19 protein-coding genes, 1 other RNA gene and 1 pseudogene are annotated in these 19,060 nt (G+C 57.3%); 10 read left to right on the top strand and 11 right to left on the bottom strand.

Annotated features, from left to right (window positions below; genetic code table 11):
- Window positions 1-104: 104 nt before the first annotated feature.
- A complete protein-coding gene (locus tag AC0IYH_RS15665) occupies window positions 105-602 on the bottom strand; it encodes a hypothetical protein (RefSeq protein WP_471835027.1) in 498 nt (165 codons plus the stop codon).
- Between the two features lie 9 nt (window positions 603-611).
- Window positions 612-1,067, bottom strand: coding sequence for a hypothetical protein (locus AC0IYH_RS15660; RefSeq protein ID WP_471835025.1), 456 nt, complete (start codon window positions 1,065-1,067; stop codon window positions 612-614).
- A gap of 458 nt (window positions 1,068-1,525) precedes the next feature.
- Between AC0IYH_RS15660 and AC0IYH_RS15655 the strand changes: the two are divergent.
- A pseudogene (locus AC0IYH_RS15655) lies at window positions 1,526-1,783 on the top strand (LasR-specific antiactivator QslA); the annotation flags it as partial.
- Here the strand turns inward: AC0IYH_RS15655 and AC0IYH_RS15650 are convergent.
- Window positions 1,751-1,915, bottom strand: coding sequence for a hypothetical protein (locus AC0IYH_RS15650; RefSeq protein ID WP_471835023.1), 165 nt, complete (start codon window positions 1,913-1,915; stop codon window positions 1,751-1,753). The pseudogene AC0IYH_RS15655 and the gene AC0IYH_RS15650 sit on opposite strands and share 33 nt — an antisense overlap.
- A 922-nt stretch (window positions 1,916-2,837) precedes the next feature.
- Between AC0IYH_RS15650 and AC0IYH_RS15645 the strand changes: the two genes are divergently transcribed.
- Genes AC0IYH_RS15645 through AC0IYH_RS15630 form a run of 4 tightly spaced genes read left to right on the top strand, consistent with a single transcriptional unit; the run spans window position 2,838 to window position 5,814 of the window.
- Window positions 2,838-4,238 (top strand): YfjI family protein, encoded by a 1,401-nt coding sequence (locus AC0IYH_RS15645; protein ID WP_471835021.1) that lies wholly within the window; start codon window positions 2,838-2,840, stop codon window positions 4,236-4,238.
- On the top strand, window positions 4,231-4,584 hold the full coding sequence (locus AC0IYH_RS15640; protein WP_471835020.1) for a hypothetical protein: 354 nt from the start codon (window positions 4,231-4,233) through the stop codon (window positions 4,582-4,584). The genes AC0IYH_RS15645 and AC0IYH_RS15640 overlap by 8 nt, the downstream gene beginning before the upstream one ends.
- Window positions 4,568-5,548 carry an integrase domain-containing protein gene (locus tag AC0IYH_RS15635; RefSeq protein ID WP_471835018.1) on the top strand — a complete coding sequence of 327 codons (981 nt, stop codon included), beginning with the start codon at window positions 4,568-4,570 and terminating at the stop codon, window positions 5,546-5,548. The genes AC0IYH_RS15640 and AC0IYH_RS15635 overlap by 17 nt, the downstream gene beginning before the upstream one ends.
- On the top strand, window positions 5,545-5,814 hold the full coding sequence (locus AC0IYH_RS15630; protein WP_471835017.1) for a hypothetical protein: 270 nt from the start codon (window positions 5,545-5,547) through the stop codon (window positions 5,812-5,814). The genes AC0IYH_RS15635 and AC0IYH_RS15630 overlap by 4 nt, the downstream gene beginning before the upstream one ends.
- Window positions 5,815-5,978: 164 nt before the next feature.
- Here the strand turns inward: AC0IYH_RS15630 and AC0IYH_RS15625 are convergent, their stop codons facing one another.
- The 5 genes from AC0IYH_RS15625 to AC0IYH_RS15605 form a co-directional block, all read right to left on the bottom strand.
- The gene (locus AC0IYH_RS15625) at window positions 5,979-7,235 is read right to left on the bottom strand and encodes an integrase domain-containing protein (RefSeq protein WP_122557476.1); all 1,257 of its coding nucleotides are present in this window, start codon (window positions 7,233-7,235) and stop codon (window positions 5,979-5,981) included.
- 185 nt (window positions 7,236-7,420) lie between these two features.
- Window positions 7,421-7,817, bottom strand: a transfer-messenger RNA (tmRNA) gene (gene ssrA, locus AC0IYH_RS15620).
- Window positions 7,818-7,920: 103 nt separating this feature from the next.
- The gene (locus tag AC0IYH_RS15615) at window positions 7,921-8,199 is read right to left on the bottom strand and encodes a hypothetical protein (protein ID WP_153872617.1); all 279 of its coding nucleotides are present in this window, start codon (window positions 8,197-8,199) and stop codon (window positions 7,921-7,923) included.
- A 134-nt stretch (window positions 8,200-8,333) separates the two neighbouring features.
- Window positions 8,334-11,144 (bottom strand): FAD-binding and (Fe-S)-binding domain-containing protein, encoded by a 2,811-nt coding sequence (locus AC0IYH_RS15610; RefSeq protein WP_471835015.1) that lies wholly within the window; start codon window positions 11,142-11,144, stop codon window positions 8,334-8,336.
- 70 nt (window positions 11,145-11,214) lie between these two features.
- Entirely contained in the window at window positions 11,215-12,909 is a 1,695-nt protein-coding gene (locus AC0IYH_RS15605; protein WP_471835013.1) for a lactate permease LctP family transporter, read from the bottom strand.
- 252 nt (window positions 12,910-13,161) lie between these two features.
- Between AC0IYH_RS15605 and AC0IYH_RS15600 the strand changes: the two genes are divergently transcribed.
- The gene (locus AC0IYH_RS15600; protein ID WP_101273047.1) at window positions 13,162-13,929 is read left to right on the top strand and encodes a GntR family transcriptional regulator; all 768 of its coding nucleotides are present in this window, start codon (window positions 13,162-13,164) and stop codon (window positions 13,927-13,929) included.
- Window positions 13,930-13,963: 34 nt separating this feature from the next.
- On the opposite strand, the gene smpB is transcribed toward AC0IYH_RS15600, so the two are convergent.
- The gene (gene smpB / locus AC0IYH_RS15595; RefSeq protein WP_116629313.1) at window positions 13,964-14,446 is read right to left on the bottom strand and encodes an SsrA-binding protein SmpB; all 483 of its coding nucleotides are present in this window, start codon (window positions 14,444-14,446) and stop codon (window positions 13,964-13,966) included.
- 168 nt (window positions 14,447-14,614) lie between these two features.
- Between smpB and AC0IYH_RS15590 the strand changes: the two genes are divergently transcribed.
- Window positions 14,615-15,049, top strand: coding sequence for a type II toxin-antitoxin system RatA family toxin (locus tag AC0IYH_RS15590; protein ID WP_116629312.1), 435 nt, complete (start codon window positions 14,615-14,617; stop codon window positions 15,047-15,049).
- Entirely contained in the window at window positions 15,042-15,344 is a 303-nt protein-coding gene (locus AC0IYH_RS15585; RefSeq protein ID WP_471835010.1) for an RnfH family protein, read from the top strand. Before AC0IYH_RS15590 ends, AC0IYH_RS15585 begins: the two co-directional genes overlap by 8 nt.
- A gap of 88 nt (window positions 15,345-15,432) precedes the next feature.
- Here the strand turns inward: AC0IYH_RS15585 and AC0IYH_RS15580 are convergent, their stop codons facing one another.
- Complete coding sequence (locus tag AC0IYH_RS15580) at window positions 15,433-15,960, bottom strand: outer membrane protein assembly factor BamE (protein WP_116629310.1); 528 nt, start codon at window positions 15,958-15,960, stop codon at window positions 15,433-15,435.
- 98 nt (window positions 15,961-16,058) lie between these two features.
- Here AC0IYH_RS15580 and fur point away from each other — a divergent pair, with 98 nt between their 5' ends.
- The gene (gene fur / locus AC0IYH_RS15575; RefSeq protein WP_003194220.1) at window positions 16,059-16,463 is read left to right on the top strand and encodes a ferric iron uptake transcriptional regulator; all 405 of its coding nucleotides are present in this window, start codon (window positions 16,059-16,061) and stop codon (window positions 16,461-16,463) included.
- 85 nt (window positions 16,464-16,548) lie between these two features.
- On the opposite strand, the gene recN is transcribed toward fur, so the two are convergent.
- Window positions 16,549-18,222 carry a DNA repair protein RecN gene (recN, locus tag AC0IYH_RS15570; RefSeq protein ID WP_116629309.1) on the bottom strand — a complete coding sequence of 558 codons (1,674 nt, stop codon included), beginning with the start codon at window positions 18,220-18,222 and terminating at the stop codon, window positions 16,549-16,551.
- A gap of 253 nt (window positions 18,223-18,475) precedes the next feature.
- Between recN and grpE the strand changes: the two genes are divergently transcribed.
- Window positions 18,476-19,036 (top strand): nucleotide exchange factor GrpE, encoded by a 561-nt coding sequence (grpE, locus tag AC0IYH_RS15565; RefSeq protein ID WP_101273041.1) that lies wholly within the window; start codon window positions 18,476-18,478, stop codon window positions 19,034-19,036.
- The last annotated feature ends 24 nt before the right edge of the window (window positions 19,037-19,060 follow it).

The raw sequence follows: 19,060 nt of genomic DNA, 5'->3' as shown, positions 1-19,060 counted from the left end.
GAGAGTTCCTTCAGCGCTGCTCTGATGGCTAACTTGTTCAAACGCAATAACTCTGCATGTCAGTTGTTCTGTCACCGAAGTGATGGGTCTAAATTTTAAATGTCTTAATTTCGAATAGGATGGGTTGCAGCCAGGTCAAAGTATTTTTTCGTTTTTGTGGTGAATGCTGGTGCTATAGTGTTGGCCTCAATGTCCGAGTTGATTTCGGTGGCTAGTTTTTTGGCATAGGCAAAAAAAGCTGCTGATTCGCCATGTTCGATCAGATTGTTATTTATTCCGCTTCTTATGTTGTGAATGAGGCTGTCTTTGATTGCAAGGTTTTCTCTCAGTTCTGCAATTTCAGATTTGTGTATATGTTCTAGCTCGCTAATCTTAGTTTTAGCTGCTTCCACGTCTGCTTTGGCTTTGTAAAGCTTGCTGGTGGGGTCGCTCTCGGAAATTTTGTCCTTTAGGTTTCCCGAAATTGCAGTCAGTGCTATTAGAAAGGGAACACCAAATGCGTAAGTCCATTCGTGCTTCGATGCTAGTTCTTTTAAAACCCAGAAGAAAAAAGCGTACACGATGGTTGATGCGAAAATGAATAATGTGCTACGTATGCTCATCTCGCATCCTCAATTGCGGATAATTGCTATCTTCTTTCTTTCTAGAAAGTTCACAAAATCAATCGCGCAGGGCGCCATGATGTTGATCAGTGGTTCAACTAGTCGATTGTCAATAGCTTGATCATCGCTAATGAACTCTGAGGAAAATATTATTTTTATTTTTTTTCCCTTGTAATTAGATAGGGTGGCTTTTGTTAGTGGGCGCTCGCCGTTATAGTCGTTCAGGGCGTCAAATATGGTGGCTCGTGTAGTTTCTTTTTTTAAGTTGTATACAAAAACAAGCGTAAGTTTGTTAAGTGTGAAAAGAGGGTTCGTAACCTGGGTTCCGAGAAACTTCATATTGGCAAAGTCGAAGCCAAAATCAAAATATGAAATTTCTTCAATGGTTTTTTCCTCTATCTCATGGAGGTTGCTGACCTCTTCGTTTTTTTGAAGTAGTTTGTACAGGTTGCTATCTGTGTTCATAAACTTCTCTATGTGGTGATGTACATAACAGCTTGCAATATCCCAAGATGTATAGTTATTGATGGGGAATTGCTTGGCTCGCACCGACGAGTTTTTGACGATGGATATCTGGTAGCGCTCGTCTCTGAGGGGGCAGCTTACAGATCCAGCATGCGCGTCTCAGTTCCATTCTAGGTCCATCATCGAGTGCGTGGGTGCTGGAAAGGTTTTCCAGTCAGTTGGGTGGATGGCTTGAAGGTGAATCATACCCGCAACGGTGTAAAAGGCCACCACCTGTCGGGCTGAGAGGAAGGTTATGGCGCAGGTGCTAGGAAACCATCGGCGGTCTCTACGACAGGATGCTTGCAGGTGCTCCGTTGATGCCTGATGCGCTGGAGGCATTCAAGCGATATCTAAGCGTGAGGAAAGCGAGGGCCTGAAGTAAAGAGTATGTCTCTGTCCCCTCCGCTGAGGGGGCTCCGGCGATCCAAACCCCGTGGGGCGATGAGTTCGCTTCGGTAATCAAGGAGGGTGTTCGTTGCGCAGAGACTTGGCTTGAGGGCTCATCATTGCCGTTATGGTGGGCGCTGTCTCAGAACCGAAAACGTCATCGTCCAGGTGATCCACAAGAGGCATTTGAAGCAGGTTTTTTGTTGCGGTTGCAGCAGACGCTGATCATGCGACGTGAGGCCGTCACTTCCCAATCAACCCGCTTTGATGCCAGAGCCTGTAATTGACGTTCGAGATTTGCTTTTCGCGCCAAACCCTCCGATCAAGCGATCTTTGATCGCGCCGATCGGAGGGTTCACTCGCTTTTTCTCGAAGCCGCCGCGTTCCACCATCTCATTTTCAAATTTGATTAATGCCACGCTTGCTTTCACCTGTCAGTAATTCCCCGCGATTTCTATTGAGCGAGCCATTCAGTGTATGTGCGGATCTTTTCGTTGGGCATGGATGTAGAAGTGGCGACAGCGGCGACGCTGGCGACAACTCACGTAGAATGTGGCCTGGAGCATGGCGACAAAAGTGGCGACAGTCGCCACTTTCTAAGCACATTGGCCGTGACGCTTGACCGCCTTTTCGAGTGGGTATAAAAATTGGCGCACGGATCGCTGTCGTTGACAGCACCTGCCCAGGTAGCCAGAACCTTTAAGGCTACGCCACTCGCGTGGTGGTTCTTCCCCAAGTGCGATTAGCGTCCGGCGGCTCGCACGGTCACTCTCCAAGAGTGATGGATGCCTACTCGACCAATCTGCCTACTGCGGCAGACGATGGACCTACCTCGCGGCATTGCAGCAACCTCACCTCTTCGCACACTTCGCTGCGCCAGACCGCGTCCGTCTCTTTCTCTTAGAAAGAGACGGACGCTCGTACCACTGCTGCAAGCCACGTCGTACAAGGCATTGCCACAACTCTCCTCGTGACAATCGACCTGACAAATCCGATTCGTCGCCATCCGCAACGACACAGACACCGGTGCCGCAGCCTATGGAAAGACTGCACCTGACTGACAGTCAGGCATGCCCCAAGTGTCGATGTTGTTGCCTTCTCCCGCTCAGGATCTCCAGGTGCCGAACTCGTCAGCCGGCACAGCCTCCACCCGCCCGCATCTTCGGATGCGTCTAAGGAGGTCAGATTCATGGGGTCATGCCCTTGCTCCCGGTCGTAAGGAGCCGTTCGTTCCACGTCAGTGAACACCTCACAGGCTGCAGGGGCCTTGATCCCTGATAACACTCAAAATCCGTGGCGGGACTACGTGAGGGCAACCAGCAATGAACGAGGAGAGGGCCCATGCAGCCGTTAGATCCGAAGCTTGAACTACCGCAACCACCTCGACCGCTGATTGACTCGAATCCCGTGGCCCAGCCTTATCCGGTGCAGGCACTGGGTGGGATTCTTGGGCCTGCGGTAGAGCGCATGGCCGAGGTCATCGGCGTGCCCCAGGCATTGGCTGCACAATCGGTGTTGGCTGCCTCGGCGCTGGCTACCCAAGGTCATGCGGCCCTACAGCTCGACGGGAGAAACTATCCCCTGTCGCTGTACCTGATCACGGTGGCAGCTCCGGGGGATCGTAAAACGGCGGCAGACCGATCTGCATTGCTGCCAGCACGCCAATGGGAGCGCGAGCAGTGGCAGCGCTACCGCGAACAGCTTGCCAGGTACCGCGCCGCACAGCGCCAGATGCAGCGTATCAACCCTGCCGATCCCGACTCCGCGAACGGTGTACCGCTTGAAGCGGAGCCCTCTGCACCCAGGTTGATTACCACGGACCCAACTATTGAAGCGCTGATCAAAGGGCTCTGCCATGACCTGCCGAGCATGGGGTTATTCTGCGATGAAGGGGGACAATTCCTCGGTAGCAGCACCATGAGTCGGGATAACCGTTTGAAAGCGGTCACGACCTTGTCGTCACTCTGGGACGGCAGTCCGATAGATCGCGCGCGGTCCATGGTGGGTGAAAGCTTGCGAGCTTACGATCGACGCTTAAGCCTGCACCTGATGCTGCAACCGTATCTAGCCATGCAGTTACTCAGTGACCCGTTGCTGCAGGGGCAAGGCATTCTCGGTCGCTGCCTCATGACCTGGCCCACCAGTCTGGCCGGACAACGCAGCTACCAGGCTGTCGACTTATCAAAAGCCCCCGCCCTAAAGCGATATCACCACCGTCTTTCGGCCCTGTTTCATCAGCCTTGGTCACTTTCCGCTGACGGTGCCTTGCGGCTGTCACCGCTGAGCCTCAGTCCATTGGCCCGTCGTCGCTGGATTGATCTGCATGATGCTATCGAGGCCCAGCTGGGTGAGTTTGGCGAACTAGCAAGCGTGCGACCTAGCGGATCGAAGGCTGCCGACAACCTTCTGCGTGTCGCCAGCATCCTTGCCGTGGTGGAGGAGAACAGCGTCGTGGAGGTCGACCACATCCAACGGGCCTCCGCTTTAGTCGGCTACTACCTCACCGAGATCCAGCGCCTGACTGAGCAGGAGCCAGTGTGTCGAGTAAAAGAGGAGGCAGACCGGCTGCTGCGATGGCTACAGGTCAAAGATTGGAAGCGTTTCAGTATTCGTGAATTGAATCGCAACGGTCCCCGCTTTGCCCGCAAGAGCAGTCGTCATGCCGCTAAGCTGCTGGTCGAGTTGATTGATCATCAGTGGTTGATCACTGATGGCCACACCTTCGAGGTGCGCCATGTTTAATCTTGATGAAGCGCTGCGCAACCATCTGGCTCAGCGTCAAAAGGAGCCCAAAGCGCGATTTGTCGCCGCTACTGTCGCCACTTTGTCGCCACGCTCAAAACCAGGCAGGACAAGGGTTGTCGCCGCTGTCGCCAGTGTCGCCACCACCCATAAAGCTATCGCCTCTACGACAGCCATTATTCAATGGTTGAAAGATGAGGGTGCGCATCTTTACGTCACCGACAACACGCTGTGTTTTCGCCCGACTGATTGGGCTCAGTTCGCGATTGTAAGTGCGCACTGGCGAGCCCTTTTGCATGATCTCGCGGCAGTCGATCAGGAACAGAAAAATGGCTCGGGTCGGTAAGCGAGCGGGGCGCAATTTCGGCTTCGGTCGCCAGCTTAGCTATGCTGGACCGCAAGCACTGAAAGACCTGTTTGGCGACGGCCATTTTGCTACCGTCAAAGCCCATAGTGATCGCTGGCAGGCGTTCGTGCATTGGTGTCGATCCGATGAAGGACCGAGGGTCAACGACGCGCGCCAGATAGACCGCGAGATCCTCATGCGGTACGCCGTCCACGTGCGGGAGCAGGTTGATCAGGGCAACGTCGGCATTGCCACCGCGCAGAACCGACTGTCCAGCGTGAACCGAACGATGGCCGCGCTGCGCGGTGATCAGTACGTCAAAATCCCGAGTCCGAGTAAGGCGCTTGGCTTGCAGCGCTCAAGCGTGCGTAGTGAGGCTCCGCAAGGCCAAGACCGTGCGCAGGTCGAGTTGATCGCGCGGGCTCTGTCAGATCGTCAGCAATCGAGGGTGAGTGCGATTGTGCTCCTCGCCCGTGAGACTGGTATGCGCCTGCGCGAAGCGATCCTGGCCGATCTGCCCCGACTGCAACGTGAGGTTCGGCAACTGGGCAAGATCAATATCCAGGACGGTACCAAAGGCGGTCGATCAGGCGCGTTAGCACCGCGTTGGATCGCGGTTACTGATCAAATTCGTGGCGCCTTGGATAGGGCTTGGGAGGCTTCACCCAGTGGCAGTCGGAACCTGTTGGCCCCCAACGAGAGCTACAAAGAGTTTATGCAGTCAGTTGTGCGGCCGGCACGCGACCTCCTGCATGAACAAGGTTTGAAAGGCTTCCATGACCTGCGGGCAGCTTACGCCTGTGAGCGTTATGAGCAACTGACCGGCTTTCCTGCACCCGTTAATGGTGGCCGTGTTTATCAAGGTGGTCGAGCACTCGATCGGCGAGTCCGTAAGCAGATCAGCCACGAGTTGGGACATAACCGCATCGATGTGGTGAGTGCCTACATCGGAGGCCGGCGATGACGGCCGAGTTCGACATAGGGTTGTTCCTGCAGCCGGTTCTAAAAGGTGCACATGCCACGCAGCAGCGGCACATCAGGCAAGCAGAAAGGATGCACGGGGTGATTCGTGAACGCTGGGGGTGCGCGACTCCCTGGTCCTGGAGAGAAAAGCACGTGAGATGGTTTCTGGAGCACTATTTGCGGTGCTCAGCTCCAGCTACCATCTATTACTACGAGTTAACAGCAGGGTTGATCCGCCGTAGAAAAGCAAAAACCGTGGTTGCCTGATAGACCTTTAAGCGTGAGCCCCTGAGTATGGGAATGCGGAGCCTTCCCATACTCAGGGGCTTGGCTGAAAAAGCGCAGGCATACCAGAGATCTGGCAACTGTCGTCTCCTTTCACCCTACTACACGACACGAATCGTAGCCGGTGCCGCGTACCTTTTGGATGTTCAGCGAATCGGTACGACGTTGCGATCTCTGGTTTGATTGATAGCCGATGCCGACAGGCTGCCGGTGGCCGCGTTCTGGATATGTTCACTCCACCAAGCCATCATCGGACGCCGGCGTTCGATGTAGTCAGTCCTGTTGTAGGCGCTACGAACTTCGTCCTTGTCGACATGCGCCAGCGCGACCTCGATCAGTTCCGGATCCCAGCCATGCTCATTCAGGATGGTGCTCGCCATCGAGCGCAAGCCGTGGCTGACTAGACGGTCCTGAAAGCCCATGCGCTTCAACGCCATGTTGGCGGTCTGGCTATTGGCATGGGTGCGGGGGTTTCTATCTGAGGGGAACACGTACTCTCTGTTACCACTGAGTTGCTTGAGCGTTTCCAGTAACGAAAGTGCCTGATCGGTGAGGGGGATTGTGTGCGGGCGCCGCTTTTTCATGCGCTCTGGCGGAATGGTCCAAATGCGTTTGTCGAAGTCGATATCTGCCCATCGTGTGGTGGCTGCTTCGGCGGGGCGGGTCATCGTGTGCAACTGCCATTCGATCAGGCAGCGGGTCGTGCGCTTGATGCTGGCATTCGCGATTTCCATCATGAGCTCGGGAAGCTCCTCAGGTGGTAGCGCAGCCATGTTCTCTTTCTTGGGTTTCTTGAACACCGCCCGAATTCCATTGAGGGGGTTCGCAAATATCAGCCCGGAGTTGACCCCGTAGGTCATGATCTCGTTGAGTCGTTGACTCAATCGTTTCACGGTTTCGAGGCTCCCTTTGGCCTCGATGGGGCGAAGGATCTTGATAACCATCGGAGCGGTGATTTGAGAGAGCGGCGTTGTTTTCATGCTTGGGAAAACATGGAGTGTCAGCGATCTCCAAATGTCTTCGGCGTAGGCTTTGGTTACGGAGTCTTTCTTCAGCTCGAACCAGGCGGTGGCCACCTTCTCGAAAGTGTGTTCAGTCTCAGCAAGTTTGGCTTGCCTTACTTCATCACGCTGGGTTTTGGGATCAGTGCCCAACGCGAGCAGCTCACGCGCCTCTGCGGCTTTCTTCCGGGCGTTGGCTAGCGAAAGGTCGGGGTATGGACCAAGCGCCATATTGATACGGCTTCTGGTCAGGGGCTCGCGGTAATTGAAATTCCACATCATTGAGCCGCTCGCGCGGACTCGAAGCTGTAAGCCATCGCCGTCGCTGAGGACGAAATCTTTACCAGTTGCCTTGACTGCCTTGAGCTGGCGATCGGAGAGGCGGGTTGCGTTAGTAGGCATGGGGCTACCTCCAGCACCGTTTTGGTATCCTGAAAATAGCATTTGGCAGTCCGGGATACCACCTGGGATACCAAAGCGGCTGGAACTCAGAAACTCTCCAAAGCTCCCATAAGCGCTGAAACCCCTGTATTTACTGGATTTCAGGCACAAAAAAAGACGTCCGTGGACGTCTTTAGATGATGAAGTGGTGGAGCCGGGGGGATTTGAACCCCCGTCCGCCAGTACTCCGCTGTCGGTACTACATGCGTAGCCGTATCTATTAAGTTAACCCTCAGCGACCCGAAGGGCAGGGTGCTTTGGGCGAGTTGTGTAAGTTTTAGCCGCTTCGTCCACAACGTACTGCACGGCGATTCTGTTCTATATGACAATCACTTTGGGTTTACAGACATCCCCTGGTGATTGCTGGACCCGAAGGTACCAGAAGCTCAGGGCTAAGGCTGCTTACGCAGCGAGAGCGAATTCCTGGCCGTAGTTTTCGTCATTGGCAACTATAAGAAGTTGCAACAGTGGATTTACGAGTTCTGTTACCAACTCGGCATGCACCTAAAGTTTCGCGACCGGCGTCGAATCCTAAACGGCCCCGTGCTTGTAACTCGTTGTTTCTTAGTGAGTGACAAGCCTGTGCAGTGTACGCCAAACGGTCACGGAAGGCCAACCCGAAGGTTGGCCCTGCGCGACTGAGGGCCTATTGGCCGCCTTTTTCGCTGTTTTGCAGGTCTTGCAGGGCCTTGGAGGTGATCTCGATACACTTCTTGTCATCACCGGCGGCGTGCGCGGCCTTGGCTTGGGACACTGCGGTGTCTATTTCGCCGCTTTTGCCACTGGTGTCGGTGGCGAGCAGGGCTTTGCCGTTGTTGATCTTGTCCAGGTTGATTTTGCACAGGTCTGGCTCGCCAGCGGCAAAAGCAGGGGAGGCCAGCATCGCAGCGGTAATGAACAAGCCAGCAAGAGCGGAACGCTTCATAGGGTATCTCCTTGCGCAAAAGGGCTCGACGCTGCTGGCGTAAAGGCTGCCAGCGACATCACTGTTGAGCCTCGTTCGTCGAGGCCTATGCAGATGACTACGCCGGTGCGCAGGGGTTCGTTTTTTTTGCTGGCTTAGTGCGCGCGGGCCTGGGTGACGCGGTCCACGAGGTACACCAGGCCGTGGTAATCAATGCCACCATGCTGGCTCAGGCCGATCTCGCAGGTGCGGCTGGTGGAGATGCCTTCGCTGCAATATTGCACCGCGTCCTTTAGCGTGCGCAGGGAGTGGGCGTTGAGTTCCGGGGTGGTGAAGCCTTTGTCGCCGGCAAACCCACAGCAGTGGATGCCTTCGGGGATTACCACGGTGTTGGAGCAACGTCGGGCCAGGTCGATCAGCGCCTGGCTTTCTCCCAGGTGTTGGGTGCTGCAGGTGACGTGCACCGCGATCGGCGCATCCTGGGGCGTAAAGTCCAGGCGGTCCATCAGGTGCGTGCGAATAAAGCGCACTGGGTCGTAGAGGTCCAGGCGTGTTTCGCCCAGGTCCTGCACCAAGCGCAGGGTGCAGGGGCTGGTGTCGCAATAGATCGGGTCGAGCCCGCCACGGCTGGCGTGGAGCAGTGCGCCGATGAGTTCCTGGCGTTTGTGTTCGGCCTGTTCGGCATAGCCTTTGGAGGCGAAAGGCTGGCCGCAGCACAGGCTGTCCTGGTTGTCGGGGAACACCACTTGGTAGCCGGCTTTTTCCAGCAGGTTGCGGGTTTTGTCGTACAACGACATCTGCTCTTTATCACCCGCCGCCGGGCCCATGGCGCGTGAGACACAGGCCGCCAGGTAGACCACGCGCGGCCGCTCATCGGTTACGGCGGGGCTGAAGCGAATGGCTTTTTCCGGCTGTGGCATGGCGTTGCTCCACTGCGGGATCTGCCCCTTGGACAGTCGCGTCACCGTGGCAGATAGTTTTGCCAGGCGCGGGGCGCCCAAGAGCATGCGCGCGCCATTGGCGACATGCAGGGTAAAGCGCGCGCCTTGCATGGCGGTGGCGAAATGGGTGGCAAGCCATTCGGCGGTTTTCGTACGGTCGGCTTCGCGGCTTCGCAGTTTTTTCACCAGGTCGCCGGTATTGATTCCCACGGGGCAGCGTTGGGCGCAAAGGCCGGTGGCGGCGCAGGTTTCAATACCTTGGTAGTGGTAGGCGGTTTCCAATTCGGTGGTGTCGACGCCGGCGCGTTTTTTCGCCTGGATGTCACGCCAGATCACGATGCGTTGGCGCGGGCTCAGGGTCAGTCCCTTGGAAGGGCACACCGGCTCGCAGAAACCGCACTCGATGCACTTATCCACAAGCTCGTCGGCGGCGGGCAAGGGCTTTAGGTGCTTGAGGTGGATTTGCGGATCTTCGCTGAGCACCACATCCGGGTTGAGAATGCCGTTGGGGTCCAGCAGGCGCTTGAGTTGCCACATCAGCTGGTAGGCATCGCTGCCCCATTCCAGCTCGACAAATGGCGCCATATTGCGGCCGGTGCCGTGTTCGGCTTTCAGCGAGCCACCGAACTCCACCGCCACCAGTTGCGCCACGTCATCCATGAACGCTTGATAGCGTGTGACTTCTTCCGCGCTGTTGAAGCCTTGGGTGAATACGAAGTGCAGATTGCCTTCCAGGGCGTGTCCGAAAAGGATGGCTTCGTCGTAGTGATGTTTGTCGAACAGTTCGATCAAACGGTTCACGCCGATAGCCAGTTGCTCGACCGGGAAGGTGACGTCTTCGATGATCACTGTGGTGCCGGTTTTACGCACGGCGCCGACGGCGGGGAAGGTGTCTTTGCGGATCGCCCACAGGCGAGCGTTTTCCAGTGGGTCTTCGGTGAAGTCGACCTGTTTCTCTACGGGGAAACTGGCCAGGGAAGCCATGATCAACGCCAACTGCTCATGCAGCAATGTTGGAGATGCCGCACGGGATTCAATCAGCAGCGCGCAGGCATTTTCCGACAGGTGCTGTACGAAAGCGGGCATTCCAGGTTTTTCCTGCACCGAGCGCATGCTGCGTCGGTCCAGCAGTTCAACCGCGGAGACAGGTTGGGTTTTCAGCACGGTCACTGCGTTGCAACAGGTTTCCACATCCGGGAACACAATCAGCGCCGACGCCTTGTTTGGGTGGTCGACCACCGTGTCGTAGGTCACCGCGCTGATGAAGCCCAGCGTGCCTTCAGAACCCACCAGCAGGTGGCTGAGGATGTCCAAGGGCTCATCGAAATCCACCAGGGCATTGAGTGACAGGCCGGTGGTATTTTTCAGACGGTATTTGTGGCGGATTTTGGCAGCCAGTTCAGTATTTGCCCGCGTCTCGCGGCCGAGTGTCGCCAGACGCTCAAGCAGTTCGCCATGCTGTTCACGAAACGTTGTGACGCTGCTTGCGTCTTCGGTATCCAGGCGGCTGCCATCGGCCAGCACCAAGCGGATGCCCGCCAGGGTGTGATAGGTGTTCTGCGCCGTACCGCAGCACATGCCGCTGGCATTGTTGGCGACGATGCCGCCGATCTTGCAAGCGTTGATCGACGCCGGGTCCGGCCCGATCTTGCGCCCGTACGGTGCCAGCCAGGCATTGGCCTGGGCGCCGATGACGCCCGGTTGCAGACGAATCTGCGTACCTTGCCCGCGAATCTCACGGCCATTCCAGTTGTCGCCCAGCACGATAAGCACCGAATCGCTGATGGCTTGCCCGGACAGGCTGGTGCCGGCCGCGCGGAAGGTCACCGGCACCTGGTCGCGCTGGGCCAGTTGCAGCAACGCGACCACTTCGTCTTCTGACTCGACGCGGATCACCAGTTGTGGGATCAGCCTGTAAAAGCTGGCGTCGGTGCCGAAGGCGAGGGTGGAAAGTGGATCGTCGAAACGCCGATCTTTCGGGATCAGCTGTAAGACGTCAGCAAGGAAAGCAGCAGGCAGGCTCATCGGTCCTCCAGAAATAGCAGACGCCGGAACCGTAGTCCGGCGTCGATTCTTACTCTATTGCGTGCAGGTCTCAGTGCACCAGCATACCGGTGAACCAGTAGGCCTGGGCCAGCGTGATCAGCCCGACGATGGTGGCGAAGAAGAGGCTGTGCTTGAGGGTGAAGCGGAACAGGTCGGATTCCTTGCCTACCAGGCCGGTGGCTGCGCAGGCCACGGCGATCGATTGCGGCGAGATCATCTTGCCGGTCACGCCGCCGCTGGTGTTCGCCGCGACCAACAAGGTGTCGTTGACGCCGATTTGGTGTGCGGTGGTGGCTTGCAGTGAGCTGAACAGGGCGTTGGACGAGGTGTCGGAGCCAGTCAGGAAAACCCCCAGCCAGCCGAGGAATGGCGAGAAGAAGGGAAAGGCGGCGCCGGTGCCGGCCAATACCAGGGCCATGGTTGAAGACATGCCGGAGTAGTTGGTGACAAAAGCGAACGCCAGCACCATGCCGATGGACAGGATCGGCCAGCGCAGTTCGTAGAAGGTCTCTTTTAAAGTGGTAAGACCAGTTTTGATATCGATCTTCAGAACCAGCATCGAGAACAGTGCGGAGAAGAAAATCGCCGTGCCGGTCGCCGAAATCGGGTCCAGCTTGAACACGGCCGGAATCGCGGTGGGGTTGGTGACGATCGGTGCCACTTTGACCACCAGTTGATCCAAGTGCGGGATCGCGAAGTTGAACACCCAGCTGTACATCGAACCGCCGGCGGCAAACATCGCCTTGAATGGTTTGAGGGTCCAGATGGTGACCAGCACGGTGAGGATCAGGAACGGTGACCACGCCTTGAAAATCTGCCCCAGGCTGTAAGGCGATGCGACCGTGCTGCGTGGCAGGCCAAAGCCGCCGGCGCTGGCGGTGACTGCTACGCCGGAGGTGGCGCCGGCAATCTGTGCGCCTGCGGTGCGCTTGGGTTGCCATACCTTCAGGAACAGTGTCAGGGAAATCAGGCTGGCCAGCGCCGACGTGATGTCCGGCAACTCCGGGCCGATGAAGTTGGACGTGAAGTATTGGGTGATGGCAAAGCTCAAGCCTGCGACCAGCGCGGCCGGCCAGGTTTCGCGCACGCCGCGCAGGCCATCCATCATGAATACCAGCCAGAACGGTACGAACAGTGACAGCAAAGGCAACTGGCGGCCGGTCATGGCGCCGATCTTGAACGCGTCAATGCCGGTGACCTGGCCTGCGACGATGATCGGGATGCCCAGTGCGCCGAAGGCCACGGGCGCGGTGTTGGCAATCAGGCACAGGCCGGCGGCGTAGAGCGGGTTGAAGCCCAGGCCAACCAGCAGCGCGGCGGTGATGGCCACGGGTGCGCCGAAGCCGGCGGCACCTTCCAGGAAGGCACCGAAGCAGAAGCCGATCAGCAGCACTTGCAGGCGTTGGTCGTCGGTAATCGACAACACCGAGCTGCGGATGATTTCGAACTGGCCGCTCTTGACCGTCAGTTTGTAGAGGAATACCGCTGCGACGATGATCCAGGCGATGGGCCACAGGCCGTAGGCAAAGCCATAACCTGCTGCGGCCAGCGCCATGTCCACCGGCATCTGGAAGGCGAAGATTGCGACCAGGATCGACAGTGCCAAAGTGATGCTGCCCGCCACGTGGCCTTTGAGGCGAAACACGGCCAGGGCCAGGAAGAAGAATACGATCGGAATAACGGCGGCCAGTGCGGACAGGCCGAGGCTGCCGAGCGGGCTGTAGAGCTGTTGCCAGGTTTGCATAGTGGGGTGGCCCCTGATTGTTGTTGTTTGGTTGGCTTGGATAATTGGTAATACCAATTTACAATCGCTGCTGGCTAGGTTAAAAGGCTTGGGGGCGGTGTGTCAATTTGCCGCCTGCGAAACTTTGGTCGTAGGTCGGCGAGGGGGCGGATCTGAGCGGGTAAATCGAGGATGTTCTGATAGGTGCTGCAAGCGCGGCGATAGGCCAGAATAGAGGGCCCGGCGAGTGGTCGGGATGGTGGAGAGTGAGTTATGGGGTTTGATCAGGTGCGTCAGCGCCGTTTGTCTGACGATATTGTCGAGCAACTGGAGGGCATGATCCTCGAGGGCACGCTGAAGTCGGGCGAGCGTTTGCCTGCCGAGCGCGCATTGGCTGAGCAGTTTGGTGTGTCGCGTCCATCGTTGCGCGAAGCGATCCAGAAGCTGGCGGCAAAAGGATTGTTGGTGAGCCGTCAGGGTGGTGGCAATTATGTTGCGGACTCCCTGGGTTCAACCTTCAGCGATCCACTGCTGCATCTTTTGGAAAACAACCCCGAAGCACAGCGTGATCTGCTCGAGTTTCGTCAGACGCTTGAAGCATCTTGTGCTTATTACGCGGCCTTGCGTGCCACCGAGGTTGACCGCGAGCGGCTGACCGCCGCATTCGAGGCGCTACAGGATTGCTACACCCGCGCCGATGACGTGAGCCGGGCGGAGGAGGGCGCGGCCGATGCAAGATTTCACTTGGCGATTGCCGAGGCTAGCCACAACGCGGTGTTGTTGCACACCATTCGCGGGCTGTTCGATTTGCTTAAGCGTAACGTGGTGACCAACATCGGCGGCATGTACCAGCAGCGCACGGAAACCCGCGATATGCTGATCAGCCAGCACCGGGATCTGTACCTGGCGATTATCGAGGGGCGTGCCGAGCAGGCACGGGATGTTTCAACACGTCACCTGCTGTATGTGCAGGAAGTGTTGGAGGAGGTGCGTCAGGAGGTTCAAAGGGTGGCGCGTGCGGAGCGGCGCAAGGGGATGTAGCCGAGGGTTTTCCCAGGCTACACCGCTGCAAGGATTACTCTTCCTTGCCCTTGTTGCGCACGGCGCGGTGCAGTTCGCGGTTGGAATCGCGCTCGCGCTCGGTATCGCGCTTGTCGTATTCCTTCTTGCCCTTGCCCAAGGCGATCTCGCACTTGACCAGGTGCTTGCTCCAGTACCAGGACAGGCAGATGCAGGCATAGCCCTTCTGCTGCACAGCTTGGGCGAGTTTTTCGAGTTCGCGGGCATTGAGCAACAGCTTGCGCGTGCGTACCGGGTCGGCAATCACGTGGGTGCTCGCGGTGGTCAGCGGGGTGATATGACTGCCGAGCAGCCACGCCTCGCCATCCTTGAGCAGCACATAGCTGTCGACCAGTTGCAGCTTGCTGGCGCGCAGACTTTTTACTTCCCAGCCGGCCAGGACCAGACCAGCCTCGAAACGATGTTCGATGAAGTAATCGTGTCGCGCCTTTTTATTTTGCGCGATGGTCCCTGTGGGGTGTTTCTTTTGTTTAGCCATAGGGGCGGCATTATAGGGAGTTGCGAGCGTGTCGGCTACGGTCAACCTGCGTGCTTGAGCGTGTTGGACGAATCCCGGACAATGCGGGCAGTTCTTTGGTTTTTTTCTTTCGCGGATCGGGCTGTTCTTTCGCGATGTTTGCCGCTCAGTAGTGGAAATAACGCACACATGACGACGCATATTCAACGTTCGGCGTTGCTGCCTTATCCGGCGCAGGCGCTTTATGACCTGGTCAACGACGTGGCGCGTTACCCGGAATTCTTGCCGTGGTGTTCGGCGGCCGAGGTGCTGGAAAGCAGTGACGAGCACATGGTCGCCCGTGTCGGGGTCGCCAAGGGCGGGCTTAGCCAGCATTTTGTTACGCGCAATGTGCTGGTGCCTGGGAAGTCCATCGAAATGAATCTGCAGGAAGGGCCATTTACCCAGTTGCATGGCGTTTGGGTATTCAAGGCGTTGACCGACAAGGCGTGCAAGATCAGCCTGGATCTTTCGTTTGATTATGCCGGGCCGATTGTTCGCGCGACGCTGGGGCCTTTGTTCAACCAGGCGGCGAATACCCTGGTGGATGCGTTCTGCCAGCGGGCCAAGCAACTGCATGGTTGATATAGAGGTGGTGTATGCCGCCGAGGACCGTCAGGTTTTGTTGGCTGTGACGGTGGCGGCGGGCACCAGCTTGCGGGCGGCGGTGCAGGCTTGTGGGATCGCGGCGCAATTTCCGGAGCTGGATTTGGCTGATTGCCCGTTGGGGATATTCGGTAAGGTGGTCGCCGATGCTGATGTGCGAGCAGTGCAGGCGGGTGATCGTATTGAGATCTACCGGCCTCTGCTGGCAGATCCTAAGGAAGTGCGCCGATTGCGTGCCGCCAAGGCTGCGTTGGTCAAGCAACAGAATTCATAGGCCATCAGGGCCCATTTGTTAGGCGTCTGTGCAAACAGCAGGCAATAAAAAACCCGGCATGCCGGGTTTTTTAGTGAGCGCCGCAAGCTTACTGCGGGCTGGTGTCCAGAGGCTGTGGCGTCGGGACTGGCACGGTTTCTACGCCGTCGACGTCTTTCTGGATCTTGTCGAGCAACGAGCCCGGCTTGGCCGGTACTTCGGACTTCGGCTGCTCGCTGTCCTGCGCAGGCGCAGTCACGTTGGTGCCGGTGTCCTTGCCGAGCAGGGCTTCATCACGGCTTACGCCGGGCATGAAGTCGCCGGACAGGCTGACAAGCTGATCATTGCCATTAAAAATGACGCTGACGCGTTCCTGCTGGCGTTCACCGCCACCAGGCTGCAGGCTGTAGAGATAATCCCAGCGATCGGCGTGGAAAGTGTCGGTCAGCAGGGGATTGCCCATGATAAACCGTACTTGCCGTCGGGTCATTCCCGGGCGTAACTGGTCTATCATGTCCTGCGTGACGACATTGCCCTGCTGGATGTCGATTTTGTAAACCCCGGGGAATGAACAACCGGCGAGTGCGAGCAGTCCCACAAAGGTGAAACTGGTTAGCAAGAGCTTGGTGTTTTGCATCGGTGGGCGACTTCCACTATCTTGGCTGGGACAACGTAAACGCCGATCATACCCGTATTAAGAGAAGCTGCGAAGCAGCATCCGCGAGAAAGCTAACCATGGTTGAAAATAGCGAACTACGCAAAGCCGGTCTTAAAGTGACTCTGCCACGAGTCAAGATTCTACAAATGCTCGATTCTGCTGAGCAGCGCCACATGAGTGCCGAGGATGTTTACAAGGCGCTGATGGAGTCTAACGAGGACGTTGGCCTGGCCACGGTTTACCGTGTGCTGACCCAGTTTGAAGCCGCAGGGCTGGTGGTTCGTCATAATTTCGACGGCGGTCATGCAGTGTTCGAATTGGCTGACGGTGGTCATCACGACCACATGGTTGACCTGGATACCAATGAGGTAATCGAGTTCACCAGTCCTGAAATCGAAGCGCTGCAGCACAAGATTGCTGAGGAGCATGGGTTCGATTTGGTTGACCACAATCTTGTGTTGTACATCCGTAAGAAAAAGTAAAAATCGACGCAGATTCGCTCTGCGAAACGATAGAAGGCGACCCTAGGGTCGCCTTCGTGCTTTCTATAAGACAGAAATTGTCGGATTAGGCCTTGGCGGCTACGACCATTTTCTTCGCGTGGGCGAGGGATTCCTTGGTCAGATCGATGCCGCCGAGCATGCGCGCCACTTCTTCCACGCGTTCCGACTTGTTCAGCTTGGACACGGCCGTGTGCGTTGCGTCACTGCCTCGCACCTTGTGCACGAACAGGTGCTGATGCCCTTGTGCTGCCACTTGCGGCAAGTGAGTCACTGTCAGCACTTGGCCTCTGTCGCCCAAGCGGCGCAGCAGCTGGCCCACAATTTCTGCGGTCGGCCCGCCAATGCCCACGTCCACTTCATCGAACACGAGCGTCGGTACCCGCGAGGTTTGGGCGGTGATGACCTGAATCGCCAGGCTGATACGTGACAGTTCGCCGCCGGAGGCCACTTTTGCCAATGCCTTGAGCGGCTGCCCGGGGTTGGCGCTGACCAGCAGTTCTACCTGTTCCAGGCCATGGGGTTGCAGTTCATTGCTGGCGTTGGCGCGCAGTTCAATGGTGAAGCGCCCGCCCGGCATGCCCAGGCGCTGAATCTCCAGCTCCACGGCGCTCGCCAGGCCGGTGGCCGCTTGCTGGCGCAGGTCGCTCAGTTCGCGGGCCTTCTCTTGATAATGGCGGGCGAAAGAGGCGAGTTCATCGCCCAGTCGCTCGATGGATTCGTCGTTGGCATTCAGCGTTTCGATTTCATCCAGCAACTTTTGCTGCATGGTTGCCACTTCGGTGGGCTGGATTCGGTGTTTGCGCGCCAGGGTATAGATAGTGTCCAGGCGTTCTTCTATTTCCTGCAGGCGCGAGGGATCGGCGTCGAAGTGATCCAGGAAGCGATTCAGTTCGCCAACGGCTTCTTCTACCTGGATCTGCGCGCTGGTCAGCAGCGTGGTGGCTTCACTCAGCGAGCCTGAAGCGTTATTGACGCTGGACAACCGGTTGAGGCTGGCCGTCAGTGCGTTAAGCACATTGCCCGAGTCGCTCTCGCTGCATTGCTCCACCACCTGGCGGCAAATAGCGAGCAGCGTTTCGGCGTTAGTGAGGTTCTTGTGTTCCTGCTCAAGCTGCTCCAGTTCGGTCTCGCCAAGGGCCAGGCTTTCCAGTTCTTCAAGCTGATAGCTGAGCAATTGGTGGCGAGCGCGTTGCTCGTCGCCGGAGTTGGAAAGCCGTTCCAGCTCCTGGCGGGTCTGGCGCCAGCGCTGAGCGGCAAGCTGTACCTGGCGCGCAAGGTCGGTGGCGCCTGCGTATTCATCGAGCAGGCGACGGTGGGTGTCGGTTTTCAGTAAGGATTGGTGTTCGTGCTGGCTGTGGATATCGATCAGCAGTTCGCCCAGGGCCTTGAGGTCGCCAAGGGGGCAGGGCGTGCCATTGATATAGCCGCGAGAGCGCCCTTCGGCAGTGATTACTCGGCGCAAGATGCACGGCCCTTCATTATTCAGGTCGCGCTCGGCCAGCCAGGCTTCGGCTTCGGGAATGTCGGCCAGGTCGAAGGTGGCAAGAATGTCGGCCTTGTCCGCACCTGGGCGTACCACGCCACTGTCGGCGCGATCGCCCAGGGTCAGGCCCAGGGCGTCGAGCATGATCGACTTGCCGGCGCCGGTTTCGCCTGTGATTACGCTCATCCCGCGATCCAGTTCGAGATCCAGGTGTTCAACGATGGCGTAGTTATGTACGGACAGGTGCACGAGCATGAAGGTCGCTCCCAGGCTTTAGGTCTGGTTATTTATACAGTGTTTTGTTCTGGGCTGACAATCCTGATGCTTAGGTCGATTTGCTTGAATGGCTGCATTTCTTAGCGCAACAAGGAATGGCCGCGCAGGAATTGATCCAAGTCAGGGAGAGACTTTTGGTAACGCCTACGCCCTTGAACCCTGAAATTGTGGCCCCATATACCGGAACAGAAGCGCGAGTTGAGTTCGCGCATGATTTTGAAAGGAGAAATCTATGGCTGACGAACAGACGCAGGATACGCAAACTCCAGACGCCAACTCGGCTGCCGGTGATGAGCTGGCGACTCGTGTACAAGTGCTCGAAGAGCAATTGGCTGCTGCGCAGGACCAGTCTTTGCGTGTTGCCGCCGATCTGCAGAACGTCCGCCGCCGCGCCGAGCAGGATGTAGAGAAGGCTCACAAATTCGGGCTGGAAAAATTTGCCGGTGACTTGCTGCCGATCATCGACAGCCTGGAACGTGGCCTTGAATTGTCCAACCCGGACGACGAAAACATCCGCCCGATGCGCGAAGGGATCGAACTGACCCTGAAAATGTTCCAGGACACCCTGAAGCGTTATCAGCTGGAAGCCATCGATCCACAAGGCGGCGAACCGTTCAACGCTGAGCATCACCAAGCCATGGCCATGCAGGAAAGCCATGACCTGGAGCCTAACAGTGTGTTGAAAGTTTTCCAGAAGGGTTATCAGCTGAACGGCCGTTTGCTGCGTCCGGCGATGGTAGTGGTGAGCAAGGCTCCTGCACCGGTTTCACCGTCGATTGATGAGCAGGCTTGAAATTCATCGCCAAGCCCCCATCTA

This window comes from Pseudomonas sp. AC463 (assembly GCF_979253585.1).
Note: the sequence above shows the minus strand (reverse complement) of the source record. Positions and strands in the feature narration are given on the sequence as shown.